Below are 16,352 nucleotides of genomic sequence, written 5' to 3' on the forward strand. Positions count from 1 at the left end.
GTATTTACCTATACAGGCACCTACAGATTAAGTTCTTACGCCGAAAAGTAACTCTCTAATTCTTTCAATGTTTCGGTAGATGTATTGATGTCTTTTACCAAATTTCCGTTTTCTAACACTACGATTCGCTCACAAACATCGGTAACATGACTTAAATCGTGGCTAGACACTAAAACGGTAATATCTTTATCTTCTGCTAGCTTCTTTATCAGGTTTTTTAAACGGATTTGCGTTGTTGGATCTAAGTTTGCAAATGGTTCATCTAAAATAACAACTTGAGGATTCCCCATCATAGCCGCTACAATTCCAACTTTCTTTTGATTTCCTTTACTTAAATCACGTAAATATTTTTTCTTCCCTAATATTTCGTCATTAAAAAACTCTTTAAAAGGTTGTAAAAAAGCCTTAATATCTGCTTTGTTCATCCCTCTTAAATTCCCAACAAACTCAAAATATTCATTTGGTGTTAGGTAGCCAATCAAAAAACTTTCGTCAATAAACGAACCTGTAAATGTTTTCCAATTTTCACTTTTATTTACGACAACATCGTTGTTAGAGATTTCTCCTGATGTTGGTCGAATTAAATCTAATAAAGTATTGAAAAAAGTCGTTTTTCCAGCACCATTATTCCCAACCAATCCAAATGACTGCCCTGTAGGGATATCTAAATTTTCTATATTTAAAACCTGTGTGTTTCCGTATTTCTTAGTAAGATTTGTTACTTGTATCATAATATTGTTTTTTGATTAGTTTTCTTGATCAAACGCGTGAATCATAGCATACTTATTGGCAATATACTTTCTGGTAATAAATGCCATTATTTTTTCATGGAACGCTATTCCTAATAAACCTAAAGAGGTTAGTACGATAACTGCCGTTTCGAAATTTACAAGCCAGTTTAATATACCAAAAATAGCCATTGGAATAACCATTAAAGGAATTCCAATTAACCATTGAACAGCCCCAGTACCTTGATAGTTGAATGCTGCTTTCTGATCGAGGTTGATTTTTTTTCGATTAAACGTTCCTCCCCACATAATTACATGGGTATTTACTCCCACATTATATACAGCTGCTGCGAAGTGCGCCAATAAGATTTTCCAACCAAAGTATACATATGGAATCCCAAGAACAAAAAGTATAACAACACTTATTGACATAAGCATAAATTTAGACTTTAGGTAACGCTCATATTTAAAGTTCTGACTCATGAGCATTTTATAATAACCACTATCCCAAGCTGGAATAAACTGGCCAAAATTGATTAAGAAGATTCCTGTTGTAAAAACTCCGATAAAGATGAAAAAGAACTCTCTATCTGCATACTCTGGATTTGGATAAAATACTAGACCGTATAGTAATCCAATAATTAGCATCCAAAGTGTTGACTTTGTTCTTTTATTTCTCATAATTAGCTTTAAGTCTAATTGCATAAAAGGAGCGATGTCACCAAATTTCTCCGTCCAAGTATAATCAGTAGCCTTTACTTCCTTAACTTCTGTTTTTACTGCTGAATCCAAGAATAAACTATCTTTTAATATTTTAAAGTTGAACATATAAAGACCTACAAGTAAAACGGCAGGTATTATTAGTAAAATAGGGTTTTTACTAATGGCTAACATTCCTGAAGAAACAAAATCAGAAAACGATACAATTTTAAAATAATCTAAAGCGAATAACCCAGAAGCTACGCCTAAAAGTGGTAAAAACGACAAATCACTTTTAGCACTTAAGTTTTCAATGATAAAATTCAAATAATTTATAATCAACACCACTAAAAATATAGCCGCTAACCAAACAAATGTTTGCGATACATTGTAGTCTTCACCGATTAGTACGAATGTAAACGGCACAAACGCAAATAGTGGTAAAAAGTTAAAAAACGATGTTGCAGATTTACCTAAGACATAATTAACTACTTTGCTTCTTTTCACAGGTAATGTTAACAGTGGTTTTATTGTCATTACGGGTAATTTCTGGAGGAAAAAACGCGCAATTAAGTCACCTAAGATCCAATAGAAAAGAAATCCATTTATAATTAAAAAAGGATCACTTTCAGGAAAGAGCTTTTTAAGTGTTGGAAACATTAACACTCCGAGAGATAAAAAGACAATCAAGAGATATAGACCGAAGAAACCGAGCAATATTTTTATTCCAATTCCTTTTTGCCAATAGGAAGAACGAAAATATTGTTTCCATTCTAAATTTAAGAAGTGTGAAATCATTTGATTTATTTAATTGTTGATGTTTATTGGTAACTCAATTTTTTAGTTTGTTACAAAATTTAAGAAATTTGTTTAGATCCATAGCTTAAAAAACTCGGGATACAGACATAAAAAAATCACTAACTTTTTAGGTTAGTGATTGATTTTTATAACAATTAATGAGTTAGGCCCATTGGCAAACTACTCCACCCATTAAGGCTAGCGTTATTACCCAATATCCTACATTTATTGCGATATATTTAAACGTTTTTCTTTCAAATAGCGCCTTGGTGCCAATTATAGGTAGCACAATAAAGAGTCCTGTTAACGTACCATGTAAAGCGCCATGCTTAAAAGATCTAAAGCGATCTCCATAGTTGGTCATAAACTCTTTGTAAGTGGTAAACCCCTCTCCCGTTTGATCCATAAAGCCAGGTTCTCCTGCTAATGTTTGAAAAACGCCAAATTGATGAATAACAATAGACTGAAGAAAAAGTGCTAGTAAAAAGCTAAATACAAAACTCAACCCAAAAATCACTAACATGTTTCCTCCTTCTAAATCTTTTTGAGTAAAGTTCATTTCCTTCATCCATGCCTTTTGAAAAAGCATCGGACCATACCAAAGAAATCCCATGATCATTGGTATAACAGCGGCTCCTAAAATTGCAAAATAGTTTGTTTCCATTGTTGAAAAATTATAGTTAACTACCTCTAATATAGCAAAAAAGCTGTCATTTTATAAAATGACAGCTTTTATATTAGCTCGAATTTGGCTTTATTTAATTTTTAGCGTTTTTGCTATGGCTTCCAATTCAAAAATAAAATTTCTCTTATTTACTGATGGGGCATAGGTAAAACCTTCAAAAACAACCAATCTGTTATTTTCTTTATCAACAATCGTATAATTTAAGAAAGGTCCAGCCATGAAATCGTTTTTAACCTCCCATTTTCCTCTCGTTTCATAAGCTTGCTTACCATTGAACTTAACTTCATAGGTATGCGGTGTATAGGCAGCTTCAGTAATCATATACATTCCTTCTTTACTTCCTGGAATATACTTTTCACCAATAGCATCTCTCATTGCAGAAATATTATCTGCAACATCCATTCCTTCTTCTAAAGGAACACTATATACAAGAATGTTATTACTTCCATCGCCTCTGGCAATTCCACTTTTTAAATGCTGACGCAACCATAAAAAATCACCTGTATCATCAACCAACTTATATCTCTCTGGTATTACAACACTTAGCCCTAAGTTTTGAATTGTCTTAAATTTAGATTCATCCAAACGTTGTTTTCTAAATATATTTTGGATAAACTTAATATCTTCTTCTTGGAAAATTTTTATTATTTCTTTCCCTCGACTATTAATCAAGTTTATTAAACCCTCTTCATCCTTGGCAGATGCATGTACAATAATTTGAGGGTCTGCATATTTATTTCTTTCAATAGAGATATCCTCATCTTTTCCTTTTTTCAAGATCAAGATTGCTTTACTGTTTTTAATAAAACCTTTGTAGCCAGAAGGATCAATCTGACTTACGCTAAGCAAGGTTTCTGGCTGAGGAAGCCCAACTTGATGTTCTCCGAAAACAGTTCGGATTTCATCTCCAATTTTTCCTTCCCAATCATTTGCTTTAACAACTGCTAAAATTTTATTTGTGTTTCCTGAGGAACCCGGTAACGTAATATCTTCCTTCGTTCCTTCCTTGCAAGAAGTTACTATTAACAGTAACAGGGGTATTAATAATAGTTTTCTCATGCTTTTAACTTTTAAATATTTTAAGTTTCATTCCTGGTTTAAGACTTTTCTTGCCCCAAAAATCATTCCATTCTCTTAATTGTTCTATAGAAACTGGAGAAAACTTTTTTGATATTGACCAAAGTGAATCTCCTTCTTCAACTGTATATATTTCGTGTTTGCCCGTTGGCAGTGGTTTTTTCTTTCTAGGTTTCTTGTTTGAAACGGACTTTGGAATTGCCATACGTTTTGGGTAAATACTCAATCGTTGACCTATTTTAAGGTTATGAGTTCTCATACCATTCCAACGTTTAATATCGCGAACTCGAACTCCAAATTTATTGGCTATTTTCCCTAAGTAATCGCCGCTTTTTACTCGATATACAATACGCTGGTCCATTTCAAAATACTTTGGCAATGGCTTTTCACGTTTTGCTTCGTCTTCTTTTGCTAATTCATAGATCTCCTTTTCTTTATCTAGAAAGTCAATCACTCTTTTCTTAGGAAGTCTTACTGCATAGTTACGTCCTTCAACATGCGGAATAATATTCAGTTTGTATTCAGGATTCAAAAAAGTAAGCACTTCTTCATCAATATTAATTTTCTGAGATATTTGCTCAAAACTAATCGTTCCTTTTACTTGAATCGTATCTGTTTCAAAGTGAAAAATATCTGGGCTTTCTGGGTATAAATCGTGCTTATCAGCATACTCAAAAATATACATTGTTGCATAAAATGCTGGAACATACCCTGCTGTTTCTCTGGGCAAGAATGGACGGATATTCCAGTAGTTTCTAAACCCTCCAGATCTCTTGATGGCTTTTGAAACATTTCCTGGGCCCGAATTGTAAGCAGCTAAAGCCAAATCCCAGTCTCCAAAAATTTTATACAATTGACTTAAATATTTACACGCCGCTACTGTCGATTTTACTGGATCTTGACGTTCATCAACATAAGAACTTATTTTTAAATCGAATTGTCTTCCTGTTCCATACATAAATTGCCATAAACCTGTAGCACCAACATATGAACGAGCTCTTGGCCTTAAGGCTGACTCTACAATAGACAAATATTTCATTTCAATAGGAACATCAAACTGATCAAGATACTGCTCAAACATTGGAAAATAGTATTGAGCCTTTGCCATTAGCGCTGGATAATACCTTTTTCTATACTTTAAATATCTATTAATTTCCTTTACCAAAGCTGGATTATAAGCGAGATTAAAAGGCGTTTTATCATCAAGTTCCTTCAATCTCTTTTTAAGAAGTTCTTCCGATAAAATAGCTGTTTTTCCACCAATAATATCTTTATCATTGATCACATATTGAACGCTATCAAATAGTGAAGAATTAAACTTTTCTTCAATAAGAAGACTATCAATTACTTTTAAGTCTTTATCCGAAAACAATTCTTCTTTATCAACTACTACAACGGAATCTGTTGCTTTTATAAGCTGATTTGTTATGGACGGATTTAATGAATCTTTTACCTGTGTTAGGGAATCGACAGGTTGTTGCGCTATTGATAAGCTGGTATAAAAAAATAGTAGTTGTAGTAAGCGTTTCAAAAGAGTAATTTTTAGTAATTTCTTAATTATATAAAACAAAAGAGCGCATGTAATACTGCGCCCTTAAATTAACGTTTTTTAAACATTCATTTCGACCACGATTGGACAATGATCGGAATGCTTAGCTTCTGGCAAAATATACGCCCTTTCTATTTGATCTTTTAAAGGGTTTGACACCATGCAATAATCAATTCTCCATCCTTTATTATTCGCACGGGCATTTGCTCTGTAGCTCCACCAACTATAATGGTGAGGTTCTTTATTTAAATGACGGAAACTATCGATAAATCCACTATCAATAAACTTTCCTATCCATTCCCGTTCTTCTGGTAAAAAACCAGAAACTCCTTTCATTTTCGGATTATGAATATCTATTTCTTCATGACAAATATTATAATCTCCACAAATAACAACATTTGGAACTTCTTTTCTAAGGTTATTTACATACTCCTGAAACTCGTCCATGTAGTTAAACTTAAAATTTAATCGATCATTATTTGTTCCAGAAGGTAAGTACAAGCTCATGATTGAAACCCCATCGTAATCCACTCTTAGATTACGACCTTCAAAATCCATACTTTCGATTCCAGTACCATACTCAACATGGTTCGGTTCTGTTTTACAAAAAACCGCTACACCAGAGTATCCTTTTTTCTGAGCCGAAAACCAATATTGATATGGATAACCAGCTTCGGTAAAATCATCAGCATTCAATTGATCTTGTTGAGCCTTTGTTTCTTGAATACAAATTACATCGGGATTCGCTTGTTTAAGCCACTCCAAAAAACCTTTTTTAATTGCTGCTCGTATACCGTTTACGTTGTATGAGATTATTTTCATTTCTATATTTGAATTATTTGTAGAGTCCCTTTAAGTTTATATTTTGAGTTCAATACCAAAAATATAAAACTTTTTACATCTGACACTAATTCATAAAAGAAACCCTTTCCATCTTGTAAAAAGGGTTTCAACTAAAATGCTATTTTTGTTTTATTAACTTAATCCTTATAGTTAATATCTGTATTCAAATAATTTCTCTCTTAATTTTAATCATTACTAATTTGTTAATATAGTATAAAAAAATAGTATCCAACGATTTTACTTAATTGATATTTTCTTTATCATTTAAATATTTCATTCGAGAGTCAATATATTTCGATATTTTTTTGTAAAACTTTATAACAAGAATTGACATATAAATTATAAGAATTATTAGTAAAAATACTAATATCTGCATTAAAATCATTCCTGGGCTAATTTCATTAATATTTGTTTCCATATTTTTTATTCTTTAGTTACAGTCATATTTATAGCATTTCCTGTTATATTATTAAAAAACACTTTAACTATCCAACTTTCAGTATATGTTAAATGAAGATTTCCAATAGAAATTCCAAAATCAAAGTGTCCATTTATAGTAACAGTTGTATAGCTTCCACTATAATTATAAAAATACGAATCTTGAACCCAATTAGTAAAAGGCATTGATCCTGTTTTAAATGAATTAACACTTTCTAGACTGAACTCATTTTGATTTGTGTTTGGATCATCTAATTTACTTGTAACATGAACATTCAAATATACAGGTAATATCATTGAATTAGTGAATTGTCCTTTAAATTTAGTTGTTTTTGTTCCATTTTGATTGTTCGTTAATTCATAACCACTTATAGAAAATGTATTGTTAAAATTGTTTAAAAAACTTGAAAAATCACTTACTGAGTTAAATTGAGCTAAAGTATTTAAGTTAGTATTTATTTTAAAGGAATCGTTACCCGTTAATATTCCGTTAATTTGATTTATTAAATTTTGAGTTTCAGTTAGACTGCCATCAGTATTTGTAAGTGAAGTAGCTACTCCATTTTCATTGGTATTGCTTCCCCCAATAGAACCTCCTCCAGCTCCAGTATTATTAGTACCCCCTGAAGAAGTTCCAGAACTAGAGCTTCCTCCACCACTATTACATGGTACTGATTGCCACTCATAAATCTCTTCTGGGTGTGTACAACCATCTGCTGCATGGGTAGTATGACAATGACAATCCTCCGTACCAACAAGAACTAATTCCATGCAAGTTCCAGCATGTCTGTTTAAACTAATTTGTTCTATATCAAAAGGCTATATAGTTACTTTATCTATCAACGATAAATAACTACCTCTATCGATACTTTCCCTTTCCTCTTTAGTTAAACTATATTTAACCAAATAGGCTTTATACTGATTGTTTTTAGATAGCGAAAGAACCAAGTTATGTATATCGAAGTTGTTTCTATTCTGATTATCAATTTTGAAAGTATAGGAATGGTATGTTCCATCAACACTTTCTAAATAAGTTGCATATTCTTTATTTAACTTAATTTCATGATTTCCCCCCTTTAGACCATTGTTTTGTTGATTAATTTTATCAATCCTATTTACCAGAATATGATTCTCTTTAATTTCTTTCTTTTGAATAGCTCTAACAACAAATTTTTTGTTGTTATCTAGGGTTATTTGTTCGTTGTTATTTTGGCAGCTAAAAAACCCTCCTGTAAATATGATAAACAGCAGTGTTTTTGCTACTAAATATTTAAATTTTCTTTTAATTCCTCTCATTTTTAATGTTTTTAAAAGTTTGACTTTCAAAACTATAAACTCAAAAATTAAGATCAGTAAGTCAACGACTTACTAAAAGTAGGTCACTGACTTACTTTTTTGTTTTTTAAGAGGCTTAATTGTTTAAAAATAAGTCTTTTGTGTAAATTTTATAGGTTTCCATAAATTAACACAAATTCTCTAACAATGTCTATAACTATTTTTAATCTATACTTTTTTCTTAATCTTTTCTATATGTGATTTCACCGTTATATGAGATTTTTGCAATATAACACCCCCTTCTTCAACGAAGGGTCCAGAGACTAATTATACTACAATTCTAAATTGTATTCCCTTTTAAAAGAGTTTTTCTCTTCATAGTATGTTAATCGATTTCATTGGAAGGTTATTTTAATTACAGGGGAATAACCAAAAATTAACTATCTGACATTCCCCCTCAGGCTATAGAATATTAACATACAAACCTAAGCTTACATATGGTAGAGCCTTTTTTTTCTTAAATATCCATTTCAGGTACTTCGCCATTTACAACAAGAGTACCTTCAGTTGCTGCTTGAATTTCTTCTACAGAAACCCCTGGCGCTCTTTCTAACAAATGAAAAGCATTGTCCTTAATTTCCAAAACAGCCAAATTGGTTACTATTTTAGTTACACAACCTACTCCTGTTAATGGTAAAGAACACTTTTTTAATAGCTTTGATTCTCCACGTTTGTTTGTGTGCATCATTGCTACAATAATATTATCAGCACTTGCTACTAAATCCATAGCGCCTCCCATTCCTTTAACCATTTTACCAGGAATTTTCCAGTTGGCAATGTCGCCATTCTCAGCAACTTCCATAGCTCCTAAAATAGTTAAATGAACGTGTTTTCCACGAATCATAGAAAAACTAGTTGCTGAATCAAAGAAACTAGCTCCTGGAAGTGTTGTTATTGTTTGTTTTCCTGCATTTATAATATCCGCATCTTCTTCACCTTCAAAAGGAAATGGTCCCATTCCTAAAACACCATTTTCACTTTGAAATTCAACTTCAATATCATCACGAACAAAGTTGGCTACTAATGTTGGAATTCCAATTCCCAAGTTTACATAGTATCCATTTTTTACCTCTTTTGCTATTCGTTTAGCGATTCCGTTTTTATCTAACATGATTTTTTTGGATTAGTTGATTTGAAAATTTGATAATTACTTCTTTTTAGAGGTCGCTATAATTTTACTAATTATTTTAGATATTGATTCTAAATCTTTAATTAGCTTTACGCTAGGCTTAGGATAAAACTCAGATCTATTACATAGTTCTAACCAATAAGTTAATTCATCTGCTTCTTTCGCAGAAATTTTAAATTTATGAATAAAATCTGCCTTACTCTCAGCATTCTGAGCTTCTTTTATATTTGCTCCTATAGATGTTCCACTCCTAAAAATTTGAGAAGCCATTTCATATCTATTTATGGCTCGTATCTCTTCTGAAAATTTGATTATATCCAAAGCAAATTCTAAAGTCAACTTAACAATTAAATTTTCTTTATCATTTCTCATTTTCAAATTCTCAAATCAAAAAATTAACTAATTACTTCTTGCGAACAGTTCTTTGTTCTATTCGTTTCTCATATTTCTCACCTTGAAAAATACGTTGTACAAAAATCCCTGGAATATGGATATTATTAGGATCTAATTCTCCTACAGGTACTAATTCTTCCACCTCAGCCACAGTGATTGTTGCAGCACCACACATATTCGGATTGAAGTTTCTAGAAGTTCCTTTGAAAACCAAGTTTCCAGCGGCATCACCTTTCCAAGCTTTTACAAAAGAAAAATCTGCTTTAAATGCTGGTTCTAACACATACATTTTACCGTCAAACTCTCTTGTTTCCTTTCCTTCAGCCACTTCTGTTCCGTATCCAGCAGGAGTATAAAAGGCTGGGAAACCAGCTTGAGCAGCTCTACATTTTTCTGCTAATGTACCTTGAGGAGTTAGTTCTACTTCCAACTCACCTGATAACATTTGACGCTCGAACTCATCGTTTTCACCAACATATGATGAAATCATTTTTTTAATTTGACGATTTTGTAAGAGTAATCCTAATCCAAAATCATCGACACCTGCATTGTTTGAAATACAAGTAACATCTTTAACTCCAAGTCGCACTAACTCAGCAATGGCATTTTCAGGAATTCCGCATAATCCAAATCCACCTAACATTAAAGTCATTCCATCCTTTACACCAGCTACTGCTTCTTGAACGTTTTTTACTTCTTTATTAATCATATATAGCTGTTTGTTTCGTTTTAAAAATCTTCCTCATTTTCTTCGCCCTCTCCATCATCTAAACCTTCTTTCTTATCGTCTTGTTTTGAACAATCGATATTAATGGTTAATTCTCCAGATGGCTTTTTGAAATCACTCTTACTAATACTTAGCGTTTCATCTGCATAACATTTTTGCATAAACAAAGCCCAAGTTGGTAATGACATTGTAGCTCCTTGCCCTCTACCTATTCCGTAAAAATGTGTTGCTCTATCTTCACCACCTGTCCATACTCCGGTTGCTAAATTCGGAACAATCCCCATAAACCAACCGTCTGATTGATTCTGTGTTGTTCCTGTTTTTCCTGCAATTGGATTGGTAAATTTATATGGAAACCCTGTGCTTTCTTTATTTTGCCTTGTCCATCCAGAACGTAACCTAGCTCCCGACCCCGATTGGGTAACCCCTTTCATTAAATCTAAAATAACATAGGCAGATTCTTCACTAAGAACCTCTTTTGTTTCTGGAACAAACTCCTCTAAAACTGTCCCATTTTTATCTTCAATACGTGTAATCATCATTGGACTAACACGCAGTCCTTTATTTGCAAAAGTAGAGTAGGCGCTTACCATTTCGATAAGAGATAAATCAATAGCTCCAAGTGCAATTGAAGGGTTCGCATCAATTGTTGAGTTAATACCTGCTGATTTAGCCAATCGAGCCACGTTAATTGGAGAGACCTTATCAATTAATTGCGCAGTAACCACATTTGTCGAATTTGCCAAAGCGGCTTTTAATGTTAACTCACCTCCGTATTTGTTGTTAGAGTTTTTCGGAGTCCAATCTTTAGGCATTCCATATTTTTCCTTCGGAATTGTATATGGAGTGTTTGGTAATTTATCGCAAGGCGACATTTTTAACTGGTTAATCGCAGTTGCATATACAAAAGGTTTAAAAGTAGACCCAACCTGTCTTTTCTGTTGTTGAACTGCATCATACTTAAAGTATTTATTATTGATTCCACCAACCCAAGCTTTAATGTGCCCAGTTTGTGGCTCAATAGAAACCAAACCTGACCTTAAGAAATGCTTGTAATATCTAATAGAATCATATGGTGTCATTACGGTATCGCGATCGCCTTTCCATGAAAACACTCTCATTTCTGTTTCAGTATTAAAAGCTTTTTCTATCTCGCTTTCACTGGCTCCTTTTGCTTTCATTTTTTTATAACGATCAGAATTTTGTTTAGCTCTTCTCATCGTACTTGCAATTTGCTTTTTATCTAGATCATAAAAAGGAGCTGTTTTATTTCTCTTTTGTTCTGTATGAAAGAAAGATTGAAGGTTTGCCATATGAGATGTTAAAGCTTCTTCAGCATACTTTTGCATTCGTGAATCAATGGTTACATATACCTTTAAACCATCTTTATATATGTTATATGGCTCTCCATCTGGCTTTAAGTTATCTTTAGCCCATCTCTTTAGAAATTGTTTTAAATTCTCTCTAAAATAAGTTGCCAATCCATCACTGTGGCTTTCAGGGGTAAAGTTAATTTTCAAAGGAAGGCTTTGTAAAGAATCTCTTTCTTGTTCGGTTAAGAAACCATTTTTCTTCATTTGAGAAAAAACAACATTTCTTCTTGCTAACGACTTCTTTTTTGAAATTGCCCTATGCGGATTAAATTGTCGAGGGTTTTTAAGCATTGCCACGATAATGGCTGATTCCTGTAAATCTAATTCCTTAGGTTCTTTACCAAAATAAATTCTTGCTGCCGAACGAATACCAACTGCATTAAAAATGAAATCCTGTGTATTTAGATACATTGTAATGATTTCGTTTTTGGTATATTGACGTTCAAGCTTAACCGAAACCACCCATTCTTTCATTTTCTGAGTAATTCTTTTAAGCTTATTTGACGAAGCTCTTTTTGTAAAAAGGTTTTTCGCTAGCTGTTGTGTTATGGTACTTGCTCCTCCACCTGCTCCCATTTTTGCAACAGCTCTGGCAAGCCCTTTAAAATCTATTCCAGAATGATCATAAAAACGCTCATCTTCAGTAGCCACAAGAGCTTTTATTAAATTGTCTGGTAAATCTTTGTACTGAATAGGTGTTCTGTTCGCTTTTACGTAGTATTTTCCTAATGTTTTTCCATCTGCCGAAATTACTTCAGTGGCTAAATCACTTTTCGGATTTTCAAGTTCTTCGAAAGTAGGTAATGGCCCAAACACTCCTAAAGACGCCATTAAAAATAGTAGGCAAATAAATAAAAAGCCTCCTAAAATAATTCCCCAAAACCACTTTACGTATTTTCTAAAGTTTGTTGTTTTTCCCTCTGTCATTACTTTGTTTTTTCAATTCTGAATCCAACATCAGTAACTCCTTCTAAATTTTCAATTCCGCTAACCTCACCGTTTTTCCTCATAGCTTGTCGAATTTTAAAGGTATAGTCTCCTTTAGTTGGAAATAGTATGTTTTCTTTATAATATAGTTTGCTCTCTTTAATATCTGAAAATCCTTGACCTAAAAACTTTCCTGTTCCATCAGCCATATCGTACTCTAAAGTATCTACTACCGTATTCCCATCAGGAAAATTCATCTGTGCAATTACAAATAAGTTACTGTAGCCGTAATCTTTATTATTTCTAATATTGATAAACAGGTTATTTAGGTTCAAAGTATCTTCAACTGAAAACGTAAATTTCAACTCATTATTTTTATTCCATTTTTGATCAGTTAATGATAAATACTCATCAAAAACTCTTTTTTTATCACAGGAAATAAAAAACATTGACACAATTAAACTACCAACTACAAGTTTACTTTTGCTTATTGTTTTCAGCATTATTTTTATTATTGTTTCTTCTTTTATTGTTATTATTTTGAGGCTTATTTTGCTTATTTTCAGCTTTTGGAGCCACGTTCTGATTCGACTCAGACTTTTGCTTATTATTATTTCTTCTTCGTTTGTTATTATTATTTTGTGGTTTGTTCTGTTTATTTTCAGCCTTTGGTGCTGAATTTTGATTTGATTCGGTCTTTGGTTTATTATTATTGTTTCTTCTCCTTTTGTTATTATTGTTTTGTGGCTTGTTATTATTCTGCTGTTTATTATTCTGTGGTCCCTTTTTAGAACTCTGTTGATTCGGTTTTTTCCCTTGATTGTTATTGGCTCCTCCCTTTTTATCTTGAGGTTTCCTATTTTCAACTTTTTGGGGTTTACCTTGGCCTTTGGTTCTATTATTAGCCTGCTTGTTATTGGTTTGTTTGTTATTATTATTTCCTTTTTTCGATTTCCTTCTATTTCTTCTAGGCTTTTTAGGAGTATCGAATCTAGTTAAACTATCTTGACCTACAACATTTTCAAAATCTTGTTTTGGTTCTTCAACTTCTAATACCTCTGATTCATATTCTTCAAGAGGAGAACCTAATTCGTCAGCTTCATTTAACTCAATAATTTCATGAACCTGATCTAATGATAACTTATACCATTTATAACTTTCCTCCTTATAAGTGTACCAAAGTAATTGCTTGAAGATATCCATTTTGACAAAAACGGCTTCTCCTTTTTCTGTTTTTAACACTAAATCTTGTTTTGGAAACTCTTTTAAGGCGTCTAAATAAGAATCCAATTCAAAATTTAAACAGCACTTTAATTTACCACATTGCCCTGCCAACTTTAGCGGGTTTAGTGATAACTGCTGATATCTTGCTGAGGCCGTATTTACTTTTCTAAAATCAGTTAACCAAGTAGAACAACACAATTCTCTACCACAAGATCCAACACCTCCTAATCTAGCGGCCTCCTGTCTCATTCCGACCTGTTTCATTTCTACTCGAATTGAAAAAGCACTGGCCAAATCTCTAATAAGCTGACGAAAATCGACACGATCATCTGCTGTGTAGTAAAAAGTTGCTTTTGTACCATCTCCCTGATATTCTACATCAGAGAGCTTCATTTTTAAGCCCAACTTTCCTATAATTTCTCTTCCTCTACGTTGTGTTTCTTTTTCGCGCTCCCTTGCCGTTTGCCAAACGTCTATATCTTTTTGAGATGCTTTTCGGTATATTTTCTTTACATCTTCACTATCAGCGCTAACTTTTCTCTTTCTCATTTGAACTTTTACCAGCTCACCTGCCAAAGACACAACGCCAACGTCATGACCTGAAGATCCTTCTACAGCTACCACATCTCCCATTGAGATGCTTAACTTTTCTGAATTTCTGTAAAAATGTTTTCTTCCGTTCTTAAAACGAACTTCATATATATTAAATGGAGCTTCACCTGTAGGTAAAGTCATATTTGATAACCAATCAAAAACAGCCAATTTTGTTCCACTACTACATGATCCAGTGGCACAATTCCCATTGCTTTTACAGCCATTTGGAACACTGCTTTTGTTAGTTGCGCAACTGCTACAACCCATAATTTATATTTATATTTTTACAAACACATCTTAAACCTGAACATTTTCAGCATCAAGAAACACTTGCACTTTATTGATTTTAAGTTATTTATTTTTTCTTCTAGAATATTTTCTTAATCAGTAAAGATACATATTCTTAGTCAATGTAAAAATTGAATTTTCCCATCGATCAGCAAGCTTTAAATTATGGAATTTGCAAAAAACACAATTAATCATAATGTATTTATTATTAAACACAACTAAAAATCAATATTTTAGCAAAAAATCAAAACAATTATTAACATTTTACCTTTCTAACAGAATGAAAAAAACAAATTTGAAAGTAGCGGCTCTAATGATTTTTGGAGCAATTTTTATTGGGTGTAATGATCAAGACACGTTAAACAGCCCTTCTGATGAAAATGCAATTGACAATGAGTCTAAAGTCATCAATAATCAATACATTATCACTTTAAAAAAGGGGACTTTGAGCCAACCTTCTTCAAGAGGTAGTAAAAGAGCTTATAACTCGTCTATGGAAACGCTCAAAAGTGAAGTAAGCAATAAATTCCAAACTCTAAAAATCGAGAATGACAACATTAAGGCAACCTTTGGATATGCCTTAGAAGGGTTCGTAGCGAAATTAACAAAAGCACAGATTGAGGAGTTAAAAAATGATCCTAGAGTCAAAAGAATTGAAGAAGATTACATGATTACCTTAGCACCTAAAAAAGGTAAGCCAGGAGGTGGTGGAGGTGGAAGTACTCCACAAGAAACTCCTTGGGGTATTACGCGCGTAGGAGGCGCTGCCAGTGGAGTTGGTAAAACAGCATGGATTATTGACTCTGGAATCGATTTAGACCATCCAGATTTAAACGTTGATAGTGGAAGAAGTAGAACATTCGTAACATCTGGAAAAGATGCAAGATCTGCTGATGATGGAAATGGACATGGTTCGCATGTTGCTGGAACTGTTGGTGCTCTTGACAACAGCACAGGTGTTGTTGGTGTAGCTCCAGGTGCTAATTTAGTTGCTTTAAAAGTACTTGATAGTAGAGGTAGCGGACAATTCTCTTGGACTGTTCAAGCTCTTGATTACGTAGCAGCTAATGGAAGCGCAGGTGATGCCGTAAACATGAGTTTAGGACCAAGATCAAGATACACTGATTCAGCAGTTGATCAAGCTACTTTAAATGTGGCGTCATTAGGAATTAACATTGCTATAGCAGCAGGTAACTCAGACGACGATTGTTCTTTTTACTCTCCTGCAAGAGTTAACCACCCGAATGTTTACACTGTGTCAAACATGACAATTAACGAAGTTCTAGCTTCATCTTCAAACTATGGAGATCCTGTAGATTATGCGGCTCCTGGAACCTCTATTAAATCTACTTGGAAAGGTGGTGGATACAACACTATTAGTGGAACATCAATGGCTTCACCTCACGTTTGTGGACTTCTATTAACTGGAGGTGTTACTGGAGATGGCTTCGTTCAACAAGATAAAGACAATAATCCTGACCCTATTGCGGTTAGAAATTAACTTTAATCATTTATACAACCAAAAAAACCTCATGATTCACTCAT

At 33.1% G+C, this 16,352-nt stretch carries 15 protein-coding genes; 1 reads left to right on the plus strand and 14 read right to left on the minus strand.

Annotated features, from left to right (window positions below; all coding sequences use genetic code 11):
* Nucleotides 1–35: 35 nt before the first annotated feature.
* The 14 genes from ACKTTV_RS04655 to ACKTTV_RS04720 all read right to left on the minus strand — a co-directional run bounded on the left by ACKTTV_RS04655 (nt 36) and on the right by ACKTTV_RS04720 (nt 14,786).
* Nucleotides 36–731, minus strand: a complete 696-nt coding sequence (locus ACKTTV_RS04655; RefSeq protein WP_408029647.1) for an ABC transporter ATP-binding protein — start codon at nt 729–731, stop codon at nt 36–38.
* A 15-nt stretch (nt 732–746) separates the two neighbouring features.
* The gene (locus ACKTTV_RS04660; RefSeq protein WP_408029648.1) at nt 747–2,225 is read right to left on the minus strand and encodes a DUF5687 family protein; all 1,479 of its coding nucleotides are present in this window, start codon (nt 2,223–2,225) and stop codon (nt 747–749) included.
* 163 nt (nt 2,226–2,388) lie between these two features.
* Nucleotides 2,389–2,889: a DUF1761 domain-containing protein gene (locus ACKTTV_RS04665; RefSeq protein ID WP_408029649.1), complete on the minus strand. Its 501-nt coding sequence runs from the start codon at nt 2,887–2,889 to the stop codon at nt 2,389–2,391.
* 90 nt (nt 2,890–2,979) lie between these two features.
* Nucleotides 2,980–3,969: a DUF4837 family protein gene (locus tag ACKTTV_RS04670; RefSeq protein WP_408029650.1), complete on the minus strand. Its 990-nt coding sequence runs from the start codon at nt 3,967–3,969 to the stop codon at nt 2,980–2,982.
* A 4-nt stretch (nt 3,970–3,973) separates the two neighbouring features.
* Complete coding sequence (locus ACKTTV_RS04675; RefSeq protein ID WP_408029651.1) at nt 3,974–5,518, minus strand: lytic transglycosylase domain-containing protein; 1,545 nt, start codon at nt 5,516–5,518, stop codon at nt 3,974–3,976.
* A gap of 78 nt (nt 5,519–5,596) precedes the next feature.
* Nucleotides 5,597–6,358, minus strand: coding sequence for an exodeoxyribonuclease III (locus ACKTTV_RS04680; protein WP_408029652.1), 762 nt, complete (start codon nt 6,356–6,358; stop codon nt 5,597–5,599).
* A gap of 444 nt (nt 6,359–6,802) precedes the next feature.
* Nucleotides 6,803–7,588, minus strand: a complete 786-nt coding sequence (locus ACKTTV_RS04685; RefSeq protein ID WP_408029653.1) for a hypothetical protein — start codon at nt 7,586–7,588, stop codon at nt 6,803–6,805.
* A gap of 48 nt (nt 7,589–7,636) precedes the next feature.
* Nucleotides 7,637–8,113 carry a hypothetical protein gene (locus ACKTTV_RS04690; protein WP_408029654.1) on the minus strand — a complete coding sequence of 159 codons (477 nt, stop codon included), beginning with the start codon at nt 8,111–8,113 and terminating at the stop codon, nt 7,637–7,639.
* Nucleotides 8,114–8,609: 496 nt separating this feature from the next.
* Nucleotides 8,610–9,263: a 3-oxoacid CoA-transferase subunit B gene (locus tag ACKTTV_RS04695; protein ID WP_408029655.1), complete on the minus strand. Its 654-nt coding sequence runs from the start codon at nt 9,261–9,263 to the stop codon at nt 8,610–8,612.
* A gap of 36 nt (nt 9,264–9,299) precedes the next feature.
* Nucleotides 9,300–9,653, minus strand: coding sequence for a four helix bundle protein (locus ACKTTV_RS04700; protein WP_408029763.1), 354 nt, complete (start codon nt 9,651–9,653; stop codon nt 9,300–9,302).
* A gap of 31 nt (nt 9,654–9,684) precedes the next feature.
* Entirely contained in the window at nt 9,685–10,383 is a 699-nt protein-coding gene (locus tag ACKTTV_RS04705) for a CoA transferase subunit A (RefSeq protein WP_408029656.1), read from the minus strand.
* A 20-nt stretch (nt 10,384–10,403) separates the two neighbouring features.
* Nucleotides 10,404–12,701: a penicillin-binding protein 1A gene (locus ACKTTV_RS04710; RefSeq protein WP_408029657.1), complete on the minus strand. Its 2,298-nt coding sequence runs from the start codon at nt 12,699–12,701 to the stop codon at nt 10,404–10,406.
* Complete coding sequence (locus ACKTTV_RS04715) at nt 12,701–13,204, minus strand: gliding motility lipoprotein GldH (RefSeq protein ID WP_408029658.1); 504 nt, start codon at nt 13,202–13,204, stop codon at nt 12,701–12,703. Before ACKTTV_RS04715 ends, ACKTTV_RS04710 begins: the two co-directional genes overlap by 1 nt.
* Nucleotides 13,179–14,786 (minus strand): PSP1 domain-containing protein, encoded by a 1,608-nt coding sequence (locus ACKTTV_RS04720; protein ID WP_408029659.1) that lies wholly within the window; start codon nt 14,784–14,786, stop codon nt 13,179–13,181. Before ACKTTV_RS04720 ends, ACKTTV_RS04715 begins: the two co-directional genes overlap by 26 nt.
* A 301-nt stretch (nt 14,787–15,087) precedes the next feature.
* Between ACKTTV_RS04720 and ACKTTV_RS04725 the strand changes: the two genes are divergently transcribed.
* Nucleotides 15,088–16,308, plus strand: coding sequence for a S8 family serine peptidase (locus ACKTTV_RS04725; protein WP_408029660.1), 1,221 nt, complete (start codon nt 15,088–15,090; stop codon nt 16,306–16,308).
* The last annotated feature ends 44 nt before the right edge of the window (nt 16,309–16,352 follow it).

The sequence above is a fragment of the Tenacibaculum xiamenense genome (assembly GCF_964513065.1).
In the GTDB taxonomy this organism is placed as follows: domain Bacteria; phylum Bacteroidota; class Bacteroidia; order Flavobacteriales; family Flavobacteriaceae; genus Polaribacter; species Polaribacter xiamenense.